Raw genomic sequence first — 20,378 nt, forward strand, 5'->3', positions numbered from 1 at the left:
ATAAACCGCTCATAAAAAAAGCAAAAAACATCACGCTATCATGATGTTTTTTGCTTTTGATTTTAATTTTTATTGGTTTATTTAGCGCTGGCGCTTAGGCTTCATAGTCACGGACTTGGTTGCGTAGCTGCTGCTTGTATTCGGGCGTGATCGGTTCGTTATTTTCATCAAGTAAGATAGCGTCCAAATCGCTTGCCATCATATAAGCGATGCTCATCATACTATCAAAGCTGCGCAGCGCTTGTGGATGCGGCAATGACAAAAACACCACCACACCGTTATAGACATTGGTCGCGACGCTATGCGGATCAAAAGGAGCGATACCGCTTTCGGTGATACCCATCATACTAAACCATAGCATGCCTGTGCCGTCTTTTTTTTCATAGCGATGAAACATGTTCATCGCCCCATAGCGCAGGCCATATTTGTCAATTAGTGCCAGCAAATCACGGCCACGAATAATCGCCGTTGGGCGATCACGATACTGGGTTGGTAAAATAGTGATGTTGATGTTGTCTTGGGCGTTGATAAGCGGCGCGTTTTGCGCTTCATCGACCGGCTCTGAGAGGTGCTGATCTAGTATGGGGCTGTTGCTATCAAAGCTTGGCTCTTCTGCCGTATCAATCGACGGCATCAAGCTATCAGTCGCCGATACCAAACTTGAGAACGCATCGAGCTCTTGCTCACTGTCCATCTGCGCCGCTGTGTCCGCAAACTCTGCATCATCACGGCGCAGCTCGGCTTCTTGCCAGCGCATATAGTCTTCATCATTGCTATCAGGCGTATCATTGGCCGAGCTTTGCGCCGTGGCTGACGGGGTCGCAGCATTGTGAGGCGCAGCCACAGGCTCTTGCTCAACCACCGTATCTAAGTAACTGCGATCAGGGCCGATACTGGTCTCGCCGGCGACAGTATCTTCTAAATCTGGTTGGTCGACGATGTTGCGCTCGTGACGCGGTATGATCGGAATACCGTTTTTGTCATAATTGACGACAGGAGCGTCAGCGCTGCTACGACGCTTCAAGCTACGAATGACCATATACAGTCCTGCGAGCACGATAAACGTAGCAATGGCAATCAAGATAAACTGAATAGCGGTCATGAGAGATACATCCTAATATATGACAAAAGGGAATACACAAGAAACAATAAATGGCAATAGTCTAGCATGGCTTATGAATATCGTCATCATATAGTCATCGTTTATCATCAGCCTGACACAGTTGTGTGACGTTGCTGGCGTGCTATTTACTATACCATTGCTCGCCGCTTGCTGTTATCACTATTTTATTGCTCCGTGATTTGTTTTGTCTAGCGCGTGTCCTCATGCTTCTTGTTATTCACTAATATAGCGCGCCGCCTCATCGAGCGAGACGCTCACCAAACGAGAGACCCCAGCGCTTGGCATGGTGATGCCTTTTAGCTCGTCAGCGATCTGCATGGCCAGCTTATTATGACTGATAAAAATAAACTGCAAGTCACCTGCCAGCTCATGAATGAGGCTAGTAAAACGCCCGACATTAGCATCATCGAGTGGCGCATCGACCTCGTCAAGCACACAAAACGGCGCAGGATGCTGCTTAAAAATGGCAAAAATAAGACTGAGCGCTGTTAGAGTTTTTTCGCCGCCTGAGAGTACCGCAAGGCGGCTATTACGCTTGCCTTTTGGCTGCGCCATCAAGGTCAGCCCCGCCCGCCACTGCTCTGATTTGGGTGTGTTTGCTGGTAGATCCTCTAAGTTTAAGGTCAAGCTTGCCTGACCGCCGCCAAAGACTTTAGCAAACAAATTGGCAAGCTCAGTATTCACCGCCTCTAAGGTCTCGATAAACAAGGTCTTGGTGGTCTCGTCGATAGCAGCAATCGCCTCGCTCAATGTCTTCATACTGGCAGTGATGTCAGTGGTCTGCTGCGCGAGCGGCTCTAGGCGCTCATTGACCTCGGCCAGCTCTGCCACGGCGGCCAGATTAACCGCGCCAATCTTGCTGATTTGCTGCTCAAGCTTGGACTTTTCGCGCTCAAGCTCGGCGATTTTATCAGGGCGCACGCGGCGATCATGGGCGATAAAATCCGCCAACAAGCCCGAGACACTCATCAATTGCGCGGTGTCACCCTGTTCGCTGGTACGGTGATACTCGGCCATGGCTTCTTCAGCATAGCGACTCGCCTCCTCTAAACGCGCGGTGCTCAATGCCAGCTCAGTGGCAAGGGCGGACTGTTCGCTTTGCTGCGTCTGTAGCGTCTGCTGTAGCGCGTCTAAAGTCGCCTGCTGCTGACTGTAGGTCTCTTTTAGCGCGGTCAATGCCGCAGCGCGTTCTGCCAAGAGCGCCTGCTGCTCATCGCGCGTTTGTTGCAGTGCCTGCAAGGCGGTCTGCAGCGCTGGCAGTTTGTTTTGCTGTTGCTCATGCTGCGTTTTTAGACTTTTCTCGTTTTGTTGCGCCTTATCATATTGCGCATTTGCGCGTTTTAGGCTACTGCTACTGTGCTCAAGGCGCATTTGGCTTTGCTGTACACGTAGCTGCAGGGCTTGCCAAGCGTCGTCATCTGCTTGCTGACGGTGCTGCTGCTCACGGCGCTCAGCTTGCAGTTGCTGCATAGTCGCCTGCGCCTCAGTGATTTGCGGCGCAAGGGCTGCCAGCTCGCTTGCGATATGCTGCTGCTCATGCGTAAGCGCCTGCTGCTCGTGCGCCAGTTCCTGCTGCTCTTGCTCAAGGGCTGCTTTGTCCGCAGTTAGGCGCTGGCTATCTGCTTGCAGGCGCTCAGCGGCAGCGCGCTGGGTTGTCAGCTGCTCCTGATAGTTATATTTATCACGCGTCAGCTGCTCAGCTTGCGCCCGCGCCTCCTCTAATCCAATCGTCAACGCATCATAGCTTCGCTGATTATTGGCAATGGCTTTTCGCTGTTCTTCTATTTTATTCTCAAGCCCATCAAGTAGTTCTTCTAAGGCCTGCAGCCGCTCGCGCTGCTGTAGACGCTGCGTCAAAAATTGACTATTGCTGTCGTTTTGACCATCTTGCGCACCAATAAGCTTGCCAAGATTTATCGTACCTTGACGACTGATAAGCCAGCCATCAGACGTTAGCAAAATCGCTGACGGTGGGAGAGCTTTGAGTATATCTGCCAGCACATCGAAGGTCTGATGGCTGTTTGTTGTAAGGTCTGCGATATATAGATAGCACTGCTGCCAAAGCGCTAGGGTGGGCGCCGCGATCAGCTGTGATAAAGGCAGTACCTTATCAGTCAAAGTATTTGGCAATGCGCCAACAAATGGCTTTTCGTTTACATCATTTTGCTTAGCAGATAGCCACAAGCTATGACCCGTTTCTATTGACGAATTGTCCTGTGTATTAGTCTGTTCGTTTTGCGCATTCTGATAAGTAAACACATCCCTTAAATTATACTCAAGCGCTTGCCATAAGCTATTCGCTTTTTGCACCTCGCCGTTAACTTTTTCATTACTTGATTGTTTAGAAGTCAGCACATGACTATCGAGCCATAGTGCTAACACCTTATCGAGCAGCTCAGCATGCTGCTTGCCTACTGCACTCAGCTCAATCTGCTCGCGCAAGGTGGTAATGGCTAAGTCGTTATCGTTATTTACTACTTGATTTGCTAAATCAGTTGTTACTACATCGGTGGTTTTTACCTTAGCAGACTGTTGTGACTTTGGCGTAGGTGTTGGATGCAGTATCTGGTGCAAGGTGTCGTATTCACTGGTCAACACTGCATGACGTTTTTCTTCCTCGCCCAGCGCGCGCTGCTGCTTATGTAAAAGCTGCTGCAGCTCATGCGCGCGCGGCTGTAGCTCGGAGAGTCGCTCATCGACGCTATCTTGTTGGCGCTCGATCTGTTGTAGCTGTTTATTCAGCTCATCAATGTGCGACGCTAAGGTCGGATTTTGTCCATCTGCGCTATGTGTATTAGCCGCATTTACTTTGACAGACAGTGACTGCTGTAGCTGCTGCCAGAGGTTTTGCCAGTTCTGCTGGCGGCGCTGCCATTTTTCATGGCTTTGCTGCTGGCGTTTTTGTGCTTGGCTATTAATCGCTTGCTGCTGCTCTAGCACACGATGATTGTCTTGTAGCCGTGACAGCTGGTTTTGTGCATCATGATAGGCGCGCTGTAGCGGCCGCTCGTCACGTTGATGCGTCTCGCGTTTACTCGCTATCTCATCGAGCTGCGGGCGCAATTTTTCTAGCACGTTTTGCTGCTCGGCTTGCTCGGTGGTGATGCGTTCAATCTCATTGACGGCCTGCTCGCGCTGCTGCGCCAAGCTGCTCATCTGCTGCGCCAAACTGGCAAGCTGCGATTTGGCATCGTTTAGCGCGTGCTCGGCATTTTGATAATTGAGCTGCTGCTGGTAATGGCGGCTTTGTGCATCGTCTTTGAGCCATTGCTCTTGATTGATATGAACCGTCAGCTTATCTTGCTTGGCTTTTAGATCCTCATACTGTGCTTGCAGGCGAGCGGTTTCAGCACAGCTTTGCTCATGGGCGCGTTTTTGCTGCTGCTGGCTATGCTTGGCCTGATACAGCTGCTGAATGGCCAGCTGCTGCTGAATGTCCGCCAGTGTCAGTGCCAGCGCTTTATAACGCTCAGCGCTAGCGGCTTGCTTGGACAGGCGTTTTTGTTGACTGACCAGCTCGCTTTGCATGTCATGCAGGCGCGCCAGATTGTCTTGGGTTTTCTCAAGCTTTTTTTGTGTCTCTATTCTGCGTGCCTGATAGCGCGATACCCCAGCCGCCTCTTCGATAAACTCACGTAGCTGCATCGGACTTGACTCGACAATACGCCCAATCATGCCTTGCTCAATCACCGCATAGCTACGCGCCCCAAGTCCAGTACCCAAAAACACATCGACCACATCACGGCGGCGCGCGCGCGTGCCATTGATAAAATAGTCTGAACGTCCCTCTTTATTGACCTGACGGCGCACAGAGAGCTCATGGTACAGATTCAATTCATGGCGAATACCAGTTTGCTCATCTTGAGTATGCTCAAAGGTCAGCTCGACACTGGCGACACTTTTGGCCGCTTTGTCTTGAGTACCGGCAAAGATAACATCGCTCATCGCCCCGCCGCGTAACTGCTTGGCGGAGGTCTCACCCAGCACCCAGCGAATGGCATCGATGACGTTGGATTTGCCGCAGCCGTTTGGCCCGACGATGGCGGTGATGCCATGACGAAAGGTAAAGGTCGTAGGATTGGCAAAGGATTTAAATCCTGCCAGCTTAAGAGATTTTAGACGCATGAAGGATCGACAAACTTAACAAAAACAGGCGGCTATTCTACCGCAAATGATGACGATTTTTTGGACTTTGTGCAGGTGTGATACTATGGCTTGATGTTCAAGCGATTTATCTAAACATAAAAAACAAAAGGAAATAAAATGGCTGATTATAATCCACAAGAATTACAACAAAAATATGAGCAGTGGTGCAAGCTATACCGCCAGCAACTAGAGGCGCAAGAGCAGTTCGCACAAGCAGAAGCGCTGCTAAATGACCTAAAAACCTACTATCTGGATCCGCAGTGGATGAAAGACCGTGAAGCAGATCTGCCCATCGAGCACTCGGGCGAAGCGCACTCTATCTTTAGCGAAGATGCGTTATGGAATATGCTCACCGACCATGACGAGCTGGCCATGAAATGGATGCGCTTGGGGCTCGATGCGCTTGAAAAAAGATAAGTCATATCACCCCAATCGCGCTCAGCAGCAGCTGCCCGCCGGCAAACAGTAACAACACGCCAAACGCGCGCTTAAGCGTGGCGGCTGGCAAGATGTGGGCAAGCTTAGCACCGACCTTTGCCATCATAAAGCTGGCGACGGATATGCATAAAAACCCTGTGATATGGACAAAACCGAGTGTACCCTCAGGCAAATTGACCACGTCTTGACCAAACCATGCAAATCCTACCGCGCCTGCCACCGCAATCGGTAAACCGCACGCGGCCGAGGTGCCAACCGCTTGCTTCATTGGCAGTCCTGCCCAGTTTAAAAACGGTACGGTCAAGCTACCACCGCCGATACCAAAGATAGAGGACGCCATACCAATCCCTGTACCCGCGCCAAACTGCACGCCAGCGGGCGGCAAAGGCTTGCCGAGCTGCTCTTTGTTAGACAAAAACAGCATCTTTAGCGCGACCAATAACGCACCAACACCGATGATGGCTTGCAAAACTTTTCCATCAATCATATCAGCGATACCGGCACCGACAAGGCTTCCGATGACCAAGCCCAGCGCCATCTTGCGCCAGACTTCCCAGCGCACACCGCCGCGTTTATTATGTGCTGTCAATGAGCTAATAGAGGTGACAACAATGGTCGCAAGCGAGGTACCAATCGCCAGATGGGTAATGACATCAGGCGAAAAGTCATAGGCGGTAAATATCCACACCAAGGCGGGCACGATAATCATACCGCCGCCTACCCCAAACAAGCCTGCACAGACCCCAGCAAACGCCCCTGCAATCACAAACCATACATATAACATCATTAGCTCAGCCTTTTATTTTGGGGTTTTAGAGTTTTTTGGAGTATTTTTAGCGCATCTACGCATTTGTAAGTCGTAGGCACAGCAAGGAAAACTTATACCAGTAGCACGTTTAACTTTATATAACCGTTTTATTTGCAATTGACTATATATTCTATTTGCCAAACCTGCAGCTGATCTTTATGCTATTTGATTACCGCCACTAAGCCGCGTCACTATGATTATTCATGCTCATTCGCGCTTATTCATACCAAGCCGTGACCCGCGCTCAGTATAGCAAAGATTATTCCTACGACCTTAACCACATCGACGAAACTTATGCCGCCATCAGCCCCTTTATCTGCAGCCTCTTTTGACCCTTTAGCCGAGGCCTCTACGCCAACTACGTCAGATACATCGCCAACGCTTGTACATTTGCCTGAGCTCAACCATCGGCATCTCGCTAGTAGCGCCTCGACCAATAGCGAGCTGATCACAGCGGTACAAGATGGCACGCTTGATGCTGCACAGATGCATCTGCTGACTGCCGACACCCAAAGCGCTGGTCGCGGACAGCACGGACGCTCTTGGCAGTCGCCACCTGGTAATGTTTACTTGTCGTTATATCACCCTGTGCATCAGCCGATTAGCGGTTTGTTGTCTTTAGTCATCGGTGTCGAGCTGGCAAAAATGCCTGTCATTCAAGCGCTCAATGAGCAACTGCGCGCGCGCCAGCTGACGCCTATCGGGGTAAAATGGGCCAATGACTTGGGCTTTTTTGCTGCCATATCCAAGCCAGCGTTGACACCCTCTGAGCAAGCAATACAAACTCAGCCGTTCTCAAAGCTTGCGGGTATCTTGATAGAGCCTGTCACCATAGCAGGCAAGTTGGTCGGTGTGGTGATGGGTGTGGGGCTAAATGTACAAGCGGCACCAGCGCTGACCGCGCAGACTTGCGAAGGCATGAGCTATCAGGCGATCAGTCTACAAGATATCTGTCAGATGCTGCCTGACGCGGCGACGATGCGCTTGCCAAATCTCAAAACACTCTATCAGCAAATGAGCAAAGCGCTGATGGCAGCGATGACGCGTTTTGAATATTTTAGTTTAGAAAAACCCACCGGTCATACCTACTATTTGGATCGTTTTTTAGAGCAGTTTGATGACGTCGATGCCCTCGCAAGACGGCGCCTACGTGTCACTCAAGAGCATCATGGCAATAGCACTGTGGTGACAGGATATGCCTGCGGTATCGATACACATGGGTGTTTGCAATTGCGCCAAGATAACGGTAATATTTCTGCGCTTTTTACTGGACGCATTGACGTGATTCATCAGGCCTAACACATAGAGCCTGCGGGCGCTATCGCCCTTATGGCATAAAAGTCTCTGGGTTTTATTGACAAGCTTCAACTACAAGCTTTGCCATAACATTTTTTAGTGAATTGACTATATAAAGGGATTTTTATGCTCTGGTTAGATCTTGGCAACACCCGCTTAAAATACTGGCTCACCGATGATATCGGTCAGATCGTCGCTCATGATGCCAAGCAGCATTTGCAAGCGCCTGCCGAATTGCTCATGGGTCTCACCGATCGCTTTGAGCGATATGCACCCGATTTTATCGGCATCTCATCTGTGCTCGGTGAAGCGCTCAATATAAAAGTCACCGAAACCCTCAGCCGTCTAAATATCCCGTTTGAGTTTGTCCATGTCGATGCCTCGCACCCATTGATGCGTAGCGACTATAACGATCAGCAGCTCGGCTGTGATCGCTGGTTACAGATGCTGGGCGCAGTCGATAAAAAAAAGCGCCAGTGCGTGATAGGTTGCGGGACCGCGGTGACGATTGACTTGATCGATCATGCGACACATTTGGGCGGTTATATTTTTCCCAGTATTTATTTGCAGCGCGAGTCGCTATTTTCTGGCACCAAGCAAATCACCATCTCTAACGGTGCCTTCGATAGCGTCGGCCAGGGCATGACCACTCAAGACGCGGTACATCGCGGCATACTGCTCTCTATCGTTGGCGCGATCAACGAGATCAGCCATCGTCATCCTAACTTCGAAGTCATCATGACGGGTGGCGATGCCGCCATCATCGCCCAGCACGTCAATCGCCCTGTACGACTACGTGATGATTTACTATTAAATGGCCTGGCACGCTATTTTGACCATAGTAAACAGACATAACATTTTTGATCTAAGATTTTTATAAGACATAAAATAAACATAAAAAAGCAGGACGTTTTAAGCGACCTGCTTTTTTGGTTTAATATGAAAGTATTAATATGAAAGTACGTGTTGCTACTTAGTCTCGTTAAATAACTCACGCCCAACCAGCATACGACGTATCTCACTGGTACCCGCGCCGATTTCATAGAGCTTGGCATCACGCCAAAAGCGACCGAGCGGATACTCGTTGGTATAGCCATTGCCGCCAAAGATTTGAATGCCCTCGCCTGCCATCCATGTGGCTTTTTCGGCACACCACAGGATCACACTGGCACAGTCTTTACGCACTTCTCGGCTATGACCTGCACCACGCTGATCGAGCATATCGAGGTTTTTGCCGACCGTGTATAAAAAGCTGCGTCCCGCCTGCAAGATGGTATACATGTCCGCGACTTTGCCTTGGATAAGCTGAAATTCACCAATCGCTTGCCCAAACTGCTTGCGGTCGTGGATATAAGGCACGACATTATCCATTACCGCTTGCATGATACCGATAGGGCCTGCGGCAAGTACCGCACGCTCATAATCAAGGCCGCTCATCAGCACCTTGACGCCTTCACCGACGCCGCCTAAGATATTATCACTTGGCACTTCGACATTATCAAAAATCATCTCACCAGTATGACTGCCACGCATGCCGAGCTTGTCGAGCTTTTGTGCGGTGCCAAAGCCCTTCATGCCTTTTTCTACGATAAATGCAGTCATGCCTTTGGCGCCCAGCTCTGGATTGGTCTTGGCATACACCACCATCACATCAGCATCTGGGCCATTGGTGATCCACATTTTGCTACCGTTTAACACATAATAGCCGTCTTTTTCTTCGGCTTTGAGCTTCATACTGACCACATCTGAGCCAGCGCCGGTTTCACTCATCGCCAGCGCACCAATAAACTCACCACTGATGAGCTTAGGCAAGTACTTTTGTTTTTGCGCCTCATTGCCATTACGTTTGATTTGGTTGATACATAGGTTTGAGTGCGCGCCATAGCTCAGCGCCACAGAGGCAGAAGCGCGGCTGATTTCTTCCATTGCGACCATATGAGCCACGTAGCCCATATCCGAGCCGCCGTACGCTTCAGGAACAGTAATGCCATGCAAACCCAAGTCGCCCATTTTTTGCCATAAATCCATTGGGAACTCATCGCTGCTGTCGATTTCGCTTGCGCGCGGGGCGATTTCATTAGCCGCAAACTGCTGTACCACGTCACGCAGTGCGTCGATATCTTCGCCAAGCTGGAAATTCAATCCGGGTAAACTCATAACCATTCCTTGTATTTTGATGTTTAATTTCTTAAAAATTTAGATCCATTCAAAAAGAGACCATATAGCTGGTACAAATTTTTATCGCTTGCTGTGCGACTGCGTCACTCCAGAGGCTTCAAAAAATTTATACCAGCTATCAATTCATTTATTTCTATTCATTTAGCTTATGTCTAGCTTTATTTTTTCGTTAAGACTGACGCTTATTAATCAGCGCACGTGCCACGCTTGAACCATTGCGGCGACCGAGAAACTCACTAATACGCTCACCTGCCACGACCAATTTATCTAAATCTATGCCTGTGCTGATACCCATACCATGCAGCATGTAGACGACATCTTCGGTAGCGACATTGCCCGTTGCGCCTTTGGCATACGGACAGCCGCCAAGCCCCGCAACCGAGGTATCAAATTCGCTGACGCCCATCTGTAGGGCGGCCAAGGTATTACTGACGGCTTGACCATAAGTATCATGAAAATGGCCTGATAGCATAGTGATATCTGCATACTCGAGAGCAGCTTGTAGCGCGCGCTGTACTTTTAGCGGGGTGCCGACGCCGATAGTATCAGCAATACCAATCTGCTCAGCACCAATCTCTACCAAACGTTTGGTGACATACGCCACTTGGCTTGGGTCAATCTCGCCTTCATAAGGGCAACCAACCGTGCAAGAGATGACGCCGCGTACCTTTATGTCCTGCGCTTTTGCCGCAGCGGCAACAGGTGCAAAACGTTCAATACTTTCATCAATACTGCAATTGATGTTTTTTTGACTAAAGGTTTCACTGGCTGAACCAAAGATAACGATTTCATCAGGGCGGTAATTGATAGCACTATCAAAGCCGCGCATATTCGGCACCAGTACCGAATAAATAACGTCATTATGCCGCGTCTCTGCCAGCGCGGTCATCAGCTCACTGTTGTCGCCCATTTGGGGCACCCACTTTGGCGAGACAAAGCTGGTCGCCTCCAGCTTTTTGACACCTGCTGTGATTAAATCGTTAATCAACGTTTGCTTAACCGCCGTCGGTACCGTCATGGCTTCGTTTTGCAAGCCATCACGCGGGCTGACATCAACGATGGTGACGTGCTCTGGATACGAATGGCTCATGGTTATTATCCTTTCACTTTTCTTCTGTTCAGGTTCTTATATTTTAGTTGTTATACTTCAGCTCTTATACTTCAGCGCTTAAGCGCCACTAGCTTCGGTATCAATACGTAGCAGCTCATCACCATCAGCCACCGAATCGCCTGCTGCAAATAACAACTCTCCCACCACGCCATCGGTGGGTGCAGTAATGGTGTGCTCGATTTTCATCGCTTCGATCACGGCGAGTGGCTCGCCTTTTTTTACACTATCGCCGACAGCCACTTTAAAGGCAACGACCTGCCCTGGCATCGGTGATTTTAAGCTACCGACTGCCGCAGACTCTTCGCCTACGTGTGCCATCACATCGACAAGTGTAATCTCGTCACGGCCACGATCGGTGAACACATAGACGGTCTCATTGTTCACCCAGCTCTGCGCATTGATACGTGCGCCATCGAGCCATAATGTATGATGGTGCGCGTCATCGCTGGCGTAGCTGACCTCACCTTCATATACCGTTTCGGTTGGCGCGGCGACATTGGCATTGGCGTTTTCGTCAGCGTTCGCGATTTCTTTTTCAATCACTAGTGTAAAGCTGCTCAGATTATCTGTGCTTTTTTTATCATCAGCGGCAGTGGCGTTGTACCAATGACTAATACGAGCGCTATAAGATTGCTCATCATAAACCAAGCTAAACGAGCGTGTATAATCGTTATAAGCACGGAATCCTGTCGGCTTACTAAAAGGATCGGCGTCTTGCGCCATGTCTTCACTAGCCAGCTGCTGGGCGATAGCAGTCATAACCAGCGTCGATAAATCAAGTGGATGCTGATCAAATAACTCGTCCGCCTCGCGCTCGATAAGCGCCGTATCGAGATTGGCTTGACTAAACGACTCTGTATTCAAGATATAACGCAAAAACGCCACATTATTAGGTAAACCGACGATGCGCGTTTGTGCCAATGCACGATCGAGTTTGGCCAATGCCTGCTCGCGCGTCGGCGCATGCACGATAAGCTTGGCAATCATAGAGTCATAAAACGGACTAATCACATCGCCTTCGCGTACGCCATCATCGATACGTACGTCGGCAACATCAAAGGTGCGGTGTTCAGGTTTTTGATACGTAAAGAGTGTACCCGTCGCTGGCAGGAAATCATTGTCAGGGTTTTCCGCGCAAATACGCGCCTCAATCGCATGACCATTAATCGCCAAATCATCTTGCGACTTTGGCAATGGCTGACCGGAGGCGACCAAAAGCTGCCACTCGACCAAATCAACACCAGTAATGGCTTCACTGACTGGATGCTCAACTTGCAGGCGGGTATTCATCTCCATAAAATAAAAGCTCATCGTGCCTTCGCGCTGCTCAACGATGAACTCAACCGTCCCTGCGCCGACATAGCTGACCGCACGCGCCGCCTCAATCGCCGCGGTCCCCATGGCTTCACGCATCGCTGCATCGACACCGGGCGCTGGCGCTTCTTCTAGCACTTTTTGATGGCGGCGCTGCACCGAGCAATCACGCTCAAACAGATGTACATAGTTGCCATGCGTATCACCAAATACTTGGATTTCGATATGGCGCGGCTTTAGCGCGTATTTTTCGATGAGTACCTGATCATTACCAAAGCTGGTGATTGCTTCGCGGCGACAAGAGTCTAGCATTTCGATAAAATCGCTGCTTTGCTCAACGATACGCATGCCTTTACCGCCGCCACCGGCACTGGCTTTAATCAATACAGGATAACCAATCGCGTCGGCCTTCGCTTTTAAAAACTCGGCGTCTTGATTGTCACCATGATAACCCGGTATCAGCGGCACGCCAGCCGCTTCCATCAAACGCTTGGACTCAGACTTGCCGCCCATCGCGCGAATAGCATCAGCGGATGGACCGATAAACACCAGCCCCGCATCCTGACAAGCTTGAGCAAAGTCAGCGTTTTCACTTAAAAAGCCATAGCCTGGATGGATCGCTTGCGCGCCTACATCGAGAGCAATCGCAATGATCGCATCGCCTTTTAGATAGCTGTCTTTCGGCGATGAGCCACCCAAATAAACGGCTTCATCACAGACGGCGACATGTTTGGCGCCGCGGTCGGCATCAGAATAAACAGCGACGGTACGAACGCCTAAGCGCTTGGCAGTCGCGGCCACACGGCAGGCAATTTCACCACGGTTGGCGATTAAAATTTTAGAAAACATAACTATCCCTGTGTCTTGTCGTTTTTATTTGTCGGCTTGGCTATCGTTTTTTGTCGCTAGTCTGCCGTCAACCAGTCAGGCTTACGTTTTTGCAAAAACGCTTGCACGCCTTCCTTACCTTGTGTGGATGAGCGAATATCAGCGATGCCTTTTACCGTATCGGCGATCAGCTCATCGCTAATGGGCGCGCCTGCGATATCATGCAACAGCTGCTTGCAGGTTCTCACTGCATCGGGGCTGTTTTTGACCATCTTGGCACAAAACGTTGCCACCGCATCTTCGAGCGCTTCCTCACTAACCCGCTCATGGATAAAACCGAGCTGATGCGCTTTTTTGGCATCAAACACTTCTGCACTTAAAAAGTAGCGATGCGACGCCCTAACCCCTAATGCTCTTACAACATACGGGCTAATGGTGGCAGGCGCTAGTCCCAAACGCACTTCACTGAGGCAGAAATTGGCAATCTTCACCGCGATGGCCACATCACAGACGGCGACCAGACCCATGCCACCTGCGTAGACATCGCCCTGCACCGCAGCGACCGTTGGTTTTGGGCACTCATAAATGGTTTTGAGCATTTGCGCCAGTTTATCGGCGTCGGCTAAATTTTCTTCATAGCTATAATCCGCCATGGCGCGCATCCAGTTTAGATCGGCGCCCGCACAGAACGCTTTGCCTGCTGCTGCTAGCACGATGACTCGCACATTATCATCAGTGCCAAGCATGGTAAAAACCTCTGTCAGCTCAGCAATCATTTCATCGTTGAAGGCATTACGTATCTCAGGGCGGTTTAGCGTCACCGTCGCCACGTGCTGTTCGATATCAACCAATAGGCTTTTATAATTCTTCATATAGCGTTATCTCAATATTTTGTGGTAACTTTTGCATGTCTTTTTTACGGATAATTTTGCGTAATGCTCTCGGCCTGAGTAACCCAATTTTTATTTTAAACCAAAGCATTCTCTCATCGAAAATATAGTACCAACCTACATTCTAAAGACCCCAAACTTCGTCTCTTCAATCGGCGCGTTATAGGCGGCGCTTAGCCCCAATGCCAGCACTTGACGCGTATCAGCAGGATCAATCACCCCATCATCCCACAGACGCGCGGTGGCATAATACGGATGGCCTTGCGCTTCGTACATATCTCGAATCGGTGCTTTAAAGGCCGCTTCGTCTTCATCACTCCATGCCTCGCCCTTACGCTCGAAGTTGTCGCGCTTAACGGTTGCCAAGACCGAGGCCGCTTGCTCACCGCCCATCACTGAGATACGCGCATTTGGCCACATCCATAAAAAGCGCGGACTATAAGCACGGCCACACATACCGTAGTTACCTGCACCGAACGAGCCACCGACGATAACGGTAAACTTCGGTACTTTGGCATTGGCCACCGCCATCACCATTTTGGCACCATGACGGGCGATGCCTTCGTTTTCGTATTTACGGCCGACCATAAAGCCGGTGATATTTTGTAAAAACACCAGCGGGATTTTACGCTTGCAGCACAGCTCGATAAAGTGCGTGCCCTTTTGTGCTGACTCGCTGAACAGAATGCCGTTATTGGCGATAATGCCAACTGGCATACCCTCGATATGAGCAAAGCCGCAGACCAGCGTGTTGCCAAAACGCGCTTTAAACTCGTCAAAGGCACTGTCATCGACGATGCGAGCGATGATTTCTTTGATATCAAAGGGCTTACGCTTATCGGTCGGGATGATGCCGTATAGTTCTTTGGCATCGTAGCGCGGTGGACGCGGTTTGATTTGATTGGGAATGTGCTTGGCTGGACGGTTAAGGTGACTGACGATATCACGCGCAATCGATAGCGCATGCGTGTCGCTTTGTGCCAGATGATCGACGACTCCTGACAGACGGGTATGTACATCACCGCCGCCCAAATCCTCAGCGCTGACCTCTTCACCCGTTGCTGCTTTTACCAGTGGCGGCCCACCCAAAAATATAGTGCCTTGCTCTTTGACGATGATAGACTCATCACTCATCGCCGGTACATACGCGCCGCCTGCCGTACAGCTACCCATAACCACAGCAATCTGCGGGATACCCGCCGCACTCATATTCGCTTGATTAAAGAAGATACGGCCGAAATGCTCTTTGTCAGGAAACACGTCATCTTGGTTAGGCAAGTTTGCGCCGCCTGAGTCCACCAAATACACGCAAGGCAGATTGTTTTCTTGTGCGATTTCTTGCGCGCGCAAGTGCTTTTTGACTGTCATTGGGTAATAGGTGCCGCCTTTTACCGTGGCATCATTACAGACGATCATACACTCAGTGCCATTGATACGGCCAATACCGGCAATCACGCCCGCGGCGGGTATCTCTTCGCCATACATATCGTGCGCCGCCATCGGAGCCACTTCTAAAAATGCGGTGCCGGCATCCAGCAAACGCTCGACTCGCTCACGTGGTAGCAGTTTACCACGCGCTAAATGCTTGGCTCGCGCGCGCTCTGAGCCACCCTGAGCGACTTTACGCAGGTGTACATATAAGTCATCGACCATCGCTTGCATGGCGGCACGGTTTTGCTGAAAATCGCTGGCGTTTGGACTCAGTTTACTGGTTATGATAGTGCTCATGATATCCCTTTTCTTTGCTGCGTAAGTGCAAGTGATTGATTGTATGGTTTATAGTGGCTGCTGGTTATACGACTGCTAACCGATAGCTTGCCAGCCGTTTATCTTTTGTATCACTCACCGGTGTCGTGGATGTTTTGTACTCGAGAAGTGCGCTTAGTCTAAACCCAGCTCTTCTTTCATCTGCTCGATAATCTTATACTTTTGAATTTTACCGGTGATGGTCATCGGATATTCTTCAACAAACCGATAGTAAGTCGGTACTTTATAATGAGCAATGTGCTCACTACAAAACTGGCGCACCTCGTCTTCACTCAAGCAGCCCGGCTCTTTGGGAATAATCCAAGCGGCCAGCACTTCACCATATCGCTTATCTGGTACGCCAACGATTTGTACATCGCGAATCTTGGGATGGCGATATAAGTAGTTCTCAATCTCAACCGGATAGATGTTTTCGCCGCCGCGGATGACCATGTCTTTACTACGGCCGACGATTTTGACATAGCCATCCTCATCCATGGTAGCCAAATCGCCAGTATGCATCCAGCCATCTTGGATCGCTTCACGGGTCTTAAAACGGCTGCCCCAATAGCCTTTCATCACCGAGTAGCCGCGTGTGAGCAGCTCTCCTGTCTCCCCTAACGGCACAATCTCACCCGTCTCGGTATCGACAACTTTTACCTCAAGCGCAGGCTGTACCAAGCCAACGGTCGAGACTTGTTTCTCGAGCGGCGTGTGCTCGTTGGTCTGGCAAGAGACTGGGCTGGTCTCGGTCATGCCATAAGCGATGGTCACCTCTTTCATATGCATCTTATCAATGACACGGCGCATGACCTCAATCGGGCAGCTGGAGCCAGCCATAATGCCAGTACGCAAGGTCGATAAATCAAAGTTTTCAAACTCAGGGTGATCAAGCTCGGCGATAAACATCGTCGGTACGCCATGCAGACCCGTACATTTTTCTTCTTCGACCGCTTGCAAGACTGATAAAGGCTCAAAGCCATCATTGGGATAGACGATACAGCCGCCATGCGTCAAGATGGCCAAATTGCCGAGCACCATACCAAAACAGTGATATAGCGGCACAGGAATACACAGTCTATCCTCGAAGGTAAGGTTCATGGCTTCACCGATGAAGTAGCCATTATTGAGGATATTGCGATGGCTTAAGGTTGCGCCTTTTGGCGTACCAGTTGTGCCACTGGTGAACTGGACGTTAATAGCGTCGGTGTTTTTTAGCTGGGCTTGACGCTCGGCCACGCGCGGATCGTTGGCATCGCCTTCCGCCATCCAGTCAGAGAATTTTTGCATAAACCCAAACGCTTCGTCAGAGTCTGGCTCATCAATCCAAATGATACGCTCGATGGTTGGAATCTCGACCAAATCCAGCTGGGTGTAGTCTTTATGGTAAATCTCAGGGCACAGCTCACGGATAAGGCCAGCGTAGTCGCTGCTTTTAAAATGGCGCATAAGCACGAGTGCTGAGCAGCCGAGTTTATTGAGCGCATATTGCAGCTCAAAGGTACGATAGGCCGGGTTGATATTGACGAGGATTACGCCGACTTTGGCCGTGGCAAGCTGCATAAGTAGCCATTCGGCGTTGTTGTGCGACCAGATACCAATGCGATCGCCAATCTCCAGTCCCATCTCGATCATACTGCTGGCCAGCTGATTGACATGTTGCTGCAATTCGCGGTACGTCCAGCGGATGTTTTGATGACGGACGACCAGCGCTTCACGCTCTGGATATTTGGAAACAATGGCGTCAAAAAAGTCGCCGATGGTCGCCTCAATCAGCGGCACATCAGGGCCTTTATCATAGCTTTGGGTCAGTGGCGCATTCGCTGAGCGCGCGCCCATATTTACGGTAGGAATGTTGCTTAATATGTGGTCAAATGCAGTAGGTTGCGTCATAACGAGTCCTTTCGTTGTGCTTTTTATTCTACTCAAAAACCGCCCGTGGGCCAATTTTTCTTCCTTGAGTATCTATCATATATGATTCACTACTATACCGCCTAAAACGAAACTGTCAATAATAGTAATACATTATGTATCATTTAAATTAACCGCTAAAAATGTTAGCCCAGTAAAAAATAGCATAAAAATCCGCGATTATTGTCGGCAAAAAAGCCAGCTACGTATTTGTTACACAGCTGGCTTTTGAGAAAATCAAAACTAGAAATTAAAGCTAAAAGTTAAACTTGCAGCGATTAAGCGGTGATTAAGATTTAACCATTGGCGGCGCTTTAATCGTTACTGTCGCACTGACGTCATTGTTATCATCTAGCAATTCCATGATTAATTCGTCATCCGTTTCAGTCTTTACCTGCCAATTGCCTGTTGCTTGTGGTACGCCAGTGGCCATGACAGAGATGGCTTTATTTTTTAGGCGAATCATTGGCGGTTTATGATCATAGCCGTCATGTGCCATCCCTAAGATATCATCGGCAATGGTAGCCGCCTGCGCGCGCAGCGGGGCAACATAACGGCAGGCAACGCCATTGATAGACATACAATCACCGATGGCATAGATATTTGACGCTTGCGTACGTAAGGTGGTGGCATCCACCACGATACCAGTCCGGCGATCGAACTCTACCCCTGCCGCAGTGGGCAGTCTGGCATCGACCGTGAGGCCAGTACTGGCAATCACATGATCGACGACCAAAAGCTCGGATGACTGAGCGGCCGCGCTGCCAGCACTATCTGCCACTGGCGCATAGCGAACTTGTAGCTTGCCATCCTCCTGACGCGTAACACCCGATACTTGATAACCACCCAAAAAGTGAATACCTTGGGACTGGACCGCCGCCGCGATACGAGCGGCCGCTTTTGCTGGTAGCATTTGTGATAAAGGCGCATCATTTAAATCAATCAAGGTGACTTCATGTCCAGCTTTGAGTAAATCTTCGGCGATTTCTGTCCCCACCATACCAGCGCCAACGATGGCGACATGCTGACTGCCTGCTACCAGCTTTTCTTGTAGCTGCCCAAAGCGCTCAATATGATTGACATGCCATACCAAGTCCTCCGGCAGGCTCTTTGGAAAAATCGGCTGCGCGCCCATCGCCAGCACCAACTTGTCATAGCTGATGGTGGCATAATTGGTATAAACGGGGTCAGAGCGCAGTGCAGAGACCAGCTGCAACTGCTGCGTAGTGGCGTCAACATCCGTGACCTGCGTGTTGGCCAGCAGATTGACGTTTGCCGCTTTGGCAGCGTCAGCGCCTGTTGCGCGTACCAAGTCTGCCGCCCGCTTGTTTTGGCTGATAGCCATTGTCAGCATTGGCTTATGATAACGATCGCCATTATCCGCTGTGATGAGAGTGATGGCGATGTCTTTGTCTTTTGCTCGAATGGCATCGATGACGTGCCAACCTGCCAAGCCAGCACCAACGACGACGATGCCCTTGTTTTCCGCTGACGCATGGTTTTCCGCTGATTCATGGTTTTCAGTATGTAAAGGGTTTTTAGTATTGGCGGGGTTTGTTGAGTTTGCGAGGGTGTCGGCATTTTCTATGCTCATAATAGCTCCAATATAATGTATAAACTTTTCATTGTCGGTATCTTGAGCGCTATTGTAGCAGTAAACAGTCATGCACTCATCTACTTGCTTATCCCCCACTACTGGATCGTTATAGCCAAAAAAACCAAAAAAAAGCGCCTAAATTCATAGACGCTTTTTGGCAAATGCTTAGAGCTCATTGAACAGACTCTACATCAAGGCGCTAAAGTAGCAGCAAAAACGTTGCTATTAGTGATTTAAAATCTTGGACAAAAACAGCTGGGCGCGCTCGCTTTTTGCCCCTTCAAAAAACTCATCTTTACTACAGTTTTCGACGATATGACCTTCATCCATAAAGATAATGCGATTGGCGACCTGACTGGCAAAGCCCATCTCATGGGTCACACACATCATGGTCATGCCATCACGAGTCAGCTCGACCATCACATCAAGCACCTCTTGAATCATCTCAGGATCAAGCGCTGAGGTTGGCTCATCAAACAGCATCGCCACAGGGTCCATCGCCAGCGCACGGGCAATCGCCACGCGCTGCTGCTGACCACCTGATAGCTCGGCGGGGTATTTTGGTGCCTGTGCACTCAGCCCCACGCGATCTAGATAAGCCATGGCTTTTTGTTTAGCCTCAGACTCTTTACGGCCCAGCACCTTGATTTGCGCGACGGTTAAATTGTCGATAATGGTCAAATGCGGAAACAACTCAAAATGCTGAAACACCATACCGACACGGCTACGTAGTTTGGGCAAGTTAGTCTTAGGTGCACCAACAGAGACACCATTGACCATAATCTCGCCTTGTTGAAAAGGCTCAAGCCCGTTGACCGTCTTAATCAGCGTTGACTTGCCACTACCCGATGGCCCGCAAACCACGACGACATCGCCTTTGTGTACATGGGCCGTGCAGTCAGTCAGCACTTGAAAGTCGCCATACCATTTACTGACATCTGCCATCTCAATGACCATCTCATCACTGGCATGACCATTATTGGTGACCAGCC

General features: G+C 49.9%; 14 protein-coding genes. 3 read left to right on the forward strand and 11 right to left on the reverse strand.

The features are described 5' to 3' along the window. Positions 1 to 94 precede the first annotated feature (94 nt). Together R0I52_RS07745 and R0I52_RS07750 are read right to left on the reverse strand one after the other, a co-directional pair. Positions 95 to 1,102, reverse strand: coding sequence for a cell division protein ZipA C-terminal FtsZ-binding domain-containing protein (locus tag R0I52_RS07745; protein ID WP_317053855.1), 1,008 nt, complete (start codon positions 1,100 to 1,102; stop codon positions 95 to 97). 234 nt (positions 1,103 to 1,336) lie between these two features. Then, positions 1,337 to 5,248 (reverse strand): AAA family ATPase, encoded by a 3,912-nt coding sequence (locus R0I52_RS07750; RefSeq protein ID WP_317053856.1) that lies wholly within the window; start codon positions 5,246 to 5,248, stop codon positions 1,337 to 1,339. A gap of 138 nt (positions 5,249 to 5,386) precedes the next feature. Here R0I52_RS07750 and R0I52_RS07755 point away from each other — a divergent pair, with 138 nt between their 5' ends. Beyond that, a complete protein-coding gene (locus R0I52_RS07755; protein ID WP_317053857.1) occupies positions 5,387 to 5,686 on the forward strand; it encodes a DUF4298 domain-containing protein in 300 nt (99 codons plus the stop codon). Position 5,687: 1 nt separating this feature from the next. Here the strand turns inward: R0I52_RS07755 and R0I52_RS07760 are convergent, their stop codons facing one another. Beyond that, a complete protein-coding gene (locus R0I52_RS07760) occupies positions 5,688 to 6,491 on the reverse strand; it encodes a sulfite exporter TauE/SafE family protein (protein WP_317053880.1) in 804 nt (267 codons plus the stop codon). Between the two features lie 318 nt (positions 6,492 to 6,809). On the opposite strand from R0I52_RS07760, the gene R0I52_RS07765 reads away from it, so the two are divergent. Both R0I52_RS07765 and R0I52_RS07770 read left to right on the forward strand, forming a co-directional pair. After that, positions 6,810 to 7,814 carry a biotin--[acetyl-CoA-carboxylase] ligase gene (locus tag R0I52_RS07765; RefSeq protein WP_317053858.1) on the forward strand — a complete coding sequence of 335 codons (1,005 nt, stop codon included), beginning with the start codon at positions 6,810 to 6,812 and terminating at the stop codon, positions 7,812 to 7,814. Between the two features lie 123 nt (positions 7,815 to 7,937). Beyond that, positions 7,938 to 8,666, forward strand: a complete 729-nt coding sequence (locus R0I52_RS07770) for a pantothenate kinase (protein ID WP_317053859.1) — start codon at positions 7,938 to 7,940, stop codon at positions 8,664 to 8,666. Positions 8,667 to 8,780: 114 nt separating this feature from the next. Here the strand turns inward: R0I52_RS07770 and R0I52_RS07775 are convergent, their stop codons facing one another. The 8 genes from R0I52_RS07775 to R0I52_RS07810 form a co-directional block, all read right to left on the reverse strand. Then, the gene (locus tag R0I52_RS07775) at positions 8,781 to 9,968 is read right to left on the reverse strand and encodes an isovaleryl-CoA dehydrogenase (protein WP_317053860.1); all 1,188 of its coding nucleotides are present in this window, start codon (positions 9,966 to 9,968) and stop codon (positions 8,781 to 8,783) included. A gap of 190 nt (positions 9,969 to 10,158) precedes the next feature. Then, positions 10,159 to 11,079 carry a hydroxymethylglutaryl-CoA lyase gene (locus tag R0I52_RS07780; RefSeq protein ID WP_317053861.1) on the reverse strand — a complete coding sequence of 307 codons (921 nt, stop codon included), beginning with the start codon at positions 11,077 to 11,079 and terminating at the stop codon, positions 10,159 to 10,161. 78 nt (positions 11,080 to 11,157) lie between these two features. Further along, positions 11,158 to 13,263, reverse strand: coding sequence for an acetyl/propionyl/methylcrotonyl-CoA carboxylase subunit alpha (locus tag R0I52_RS07785; RefSeq protein WP_317053862.1), 2,106 nt, complete (start codon positions 13,261 to 13,263; stop codon positions 11,158 to 11,160). Between the two features lie 56 nt (positions 13,264 to 13,319). Further along, positions 13,320 to 14,114, reverse strand: coding sequence for an enoyl-CoA hydratase/isomerase family protein (locus R0I52_RS07790; protein ID WP_317053863.1), 795 nt, complete (start codon positions 14,112 to 14,114; stop codon positions 13,320 to 13,322). Between the two features lie 135 nt (positions 14,115 to 14,249). Next, complete coding sequence (locus R0I52_RS07795; protein WP_317053864.1) at positions 14,250 to 15,860, reverse strand: carboxyl transferase domain-containing protein; 1,611 nt, start codon at positions 15,858 to 15,860, stop codon at positions 14,250 to 14,252. A gap of 153 nt (positions 15,861 to 16,013) precedes the next feature. Next, positions 16,014 to 17,771: an AMP-binding protein gene (locus tag R0I52_RS07800; protein ID WP_317053865.1), complete on the reverse strand. Its 1,758-nt coding sequence runs from the start codon at positions 17,769 to 17,771 to the stop codon at positions 16,014 to 16,016. Between the two features lie 307 nt (positions 17,772 to 18,078). After that, positions 18,079 to 19,383: an FAD-dependent oxidoreductase gene (locus R0I52_RS07805; protein WP_317053866.1), complete on the reverse strand. Its 1,305-nt coding sequence runs from the start codon at positions 19,381 to 19,383 to the stop codon at positions 18,079 to 18,081. A gap of 228 nt (positions 19,384 to 19,611) precedes the next feature. Then, entirely contained in the window at positions 19,612 to 20,343 is a 732-nt protein-coding gene (locus tag R0I52_RS07810) for an amino acid ABC transporter ATP-binding protein (RefSeq protein ID WP_317053881.1), read from the reverse strand. Positions 20,344 to 20,378 lie beyond the last annotated feature (35 nt).

This window comes from Psychrobacter sp. CAM01, assembly GCF_032842965.1.
GTDB lineage: Bacteria > Pseudomonadota > Gammaproteobacteria > Pseudomonadales > Moraxellaceae > Psychrobacter > Psychrobacter celer.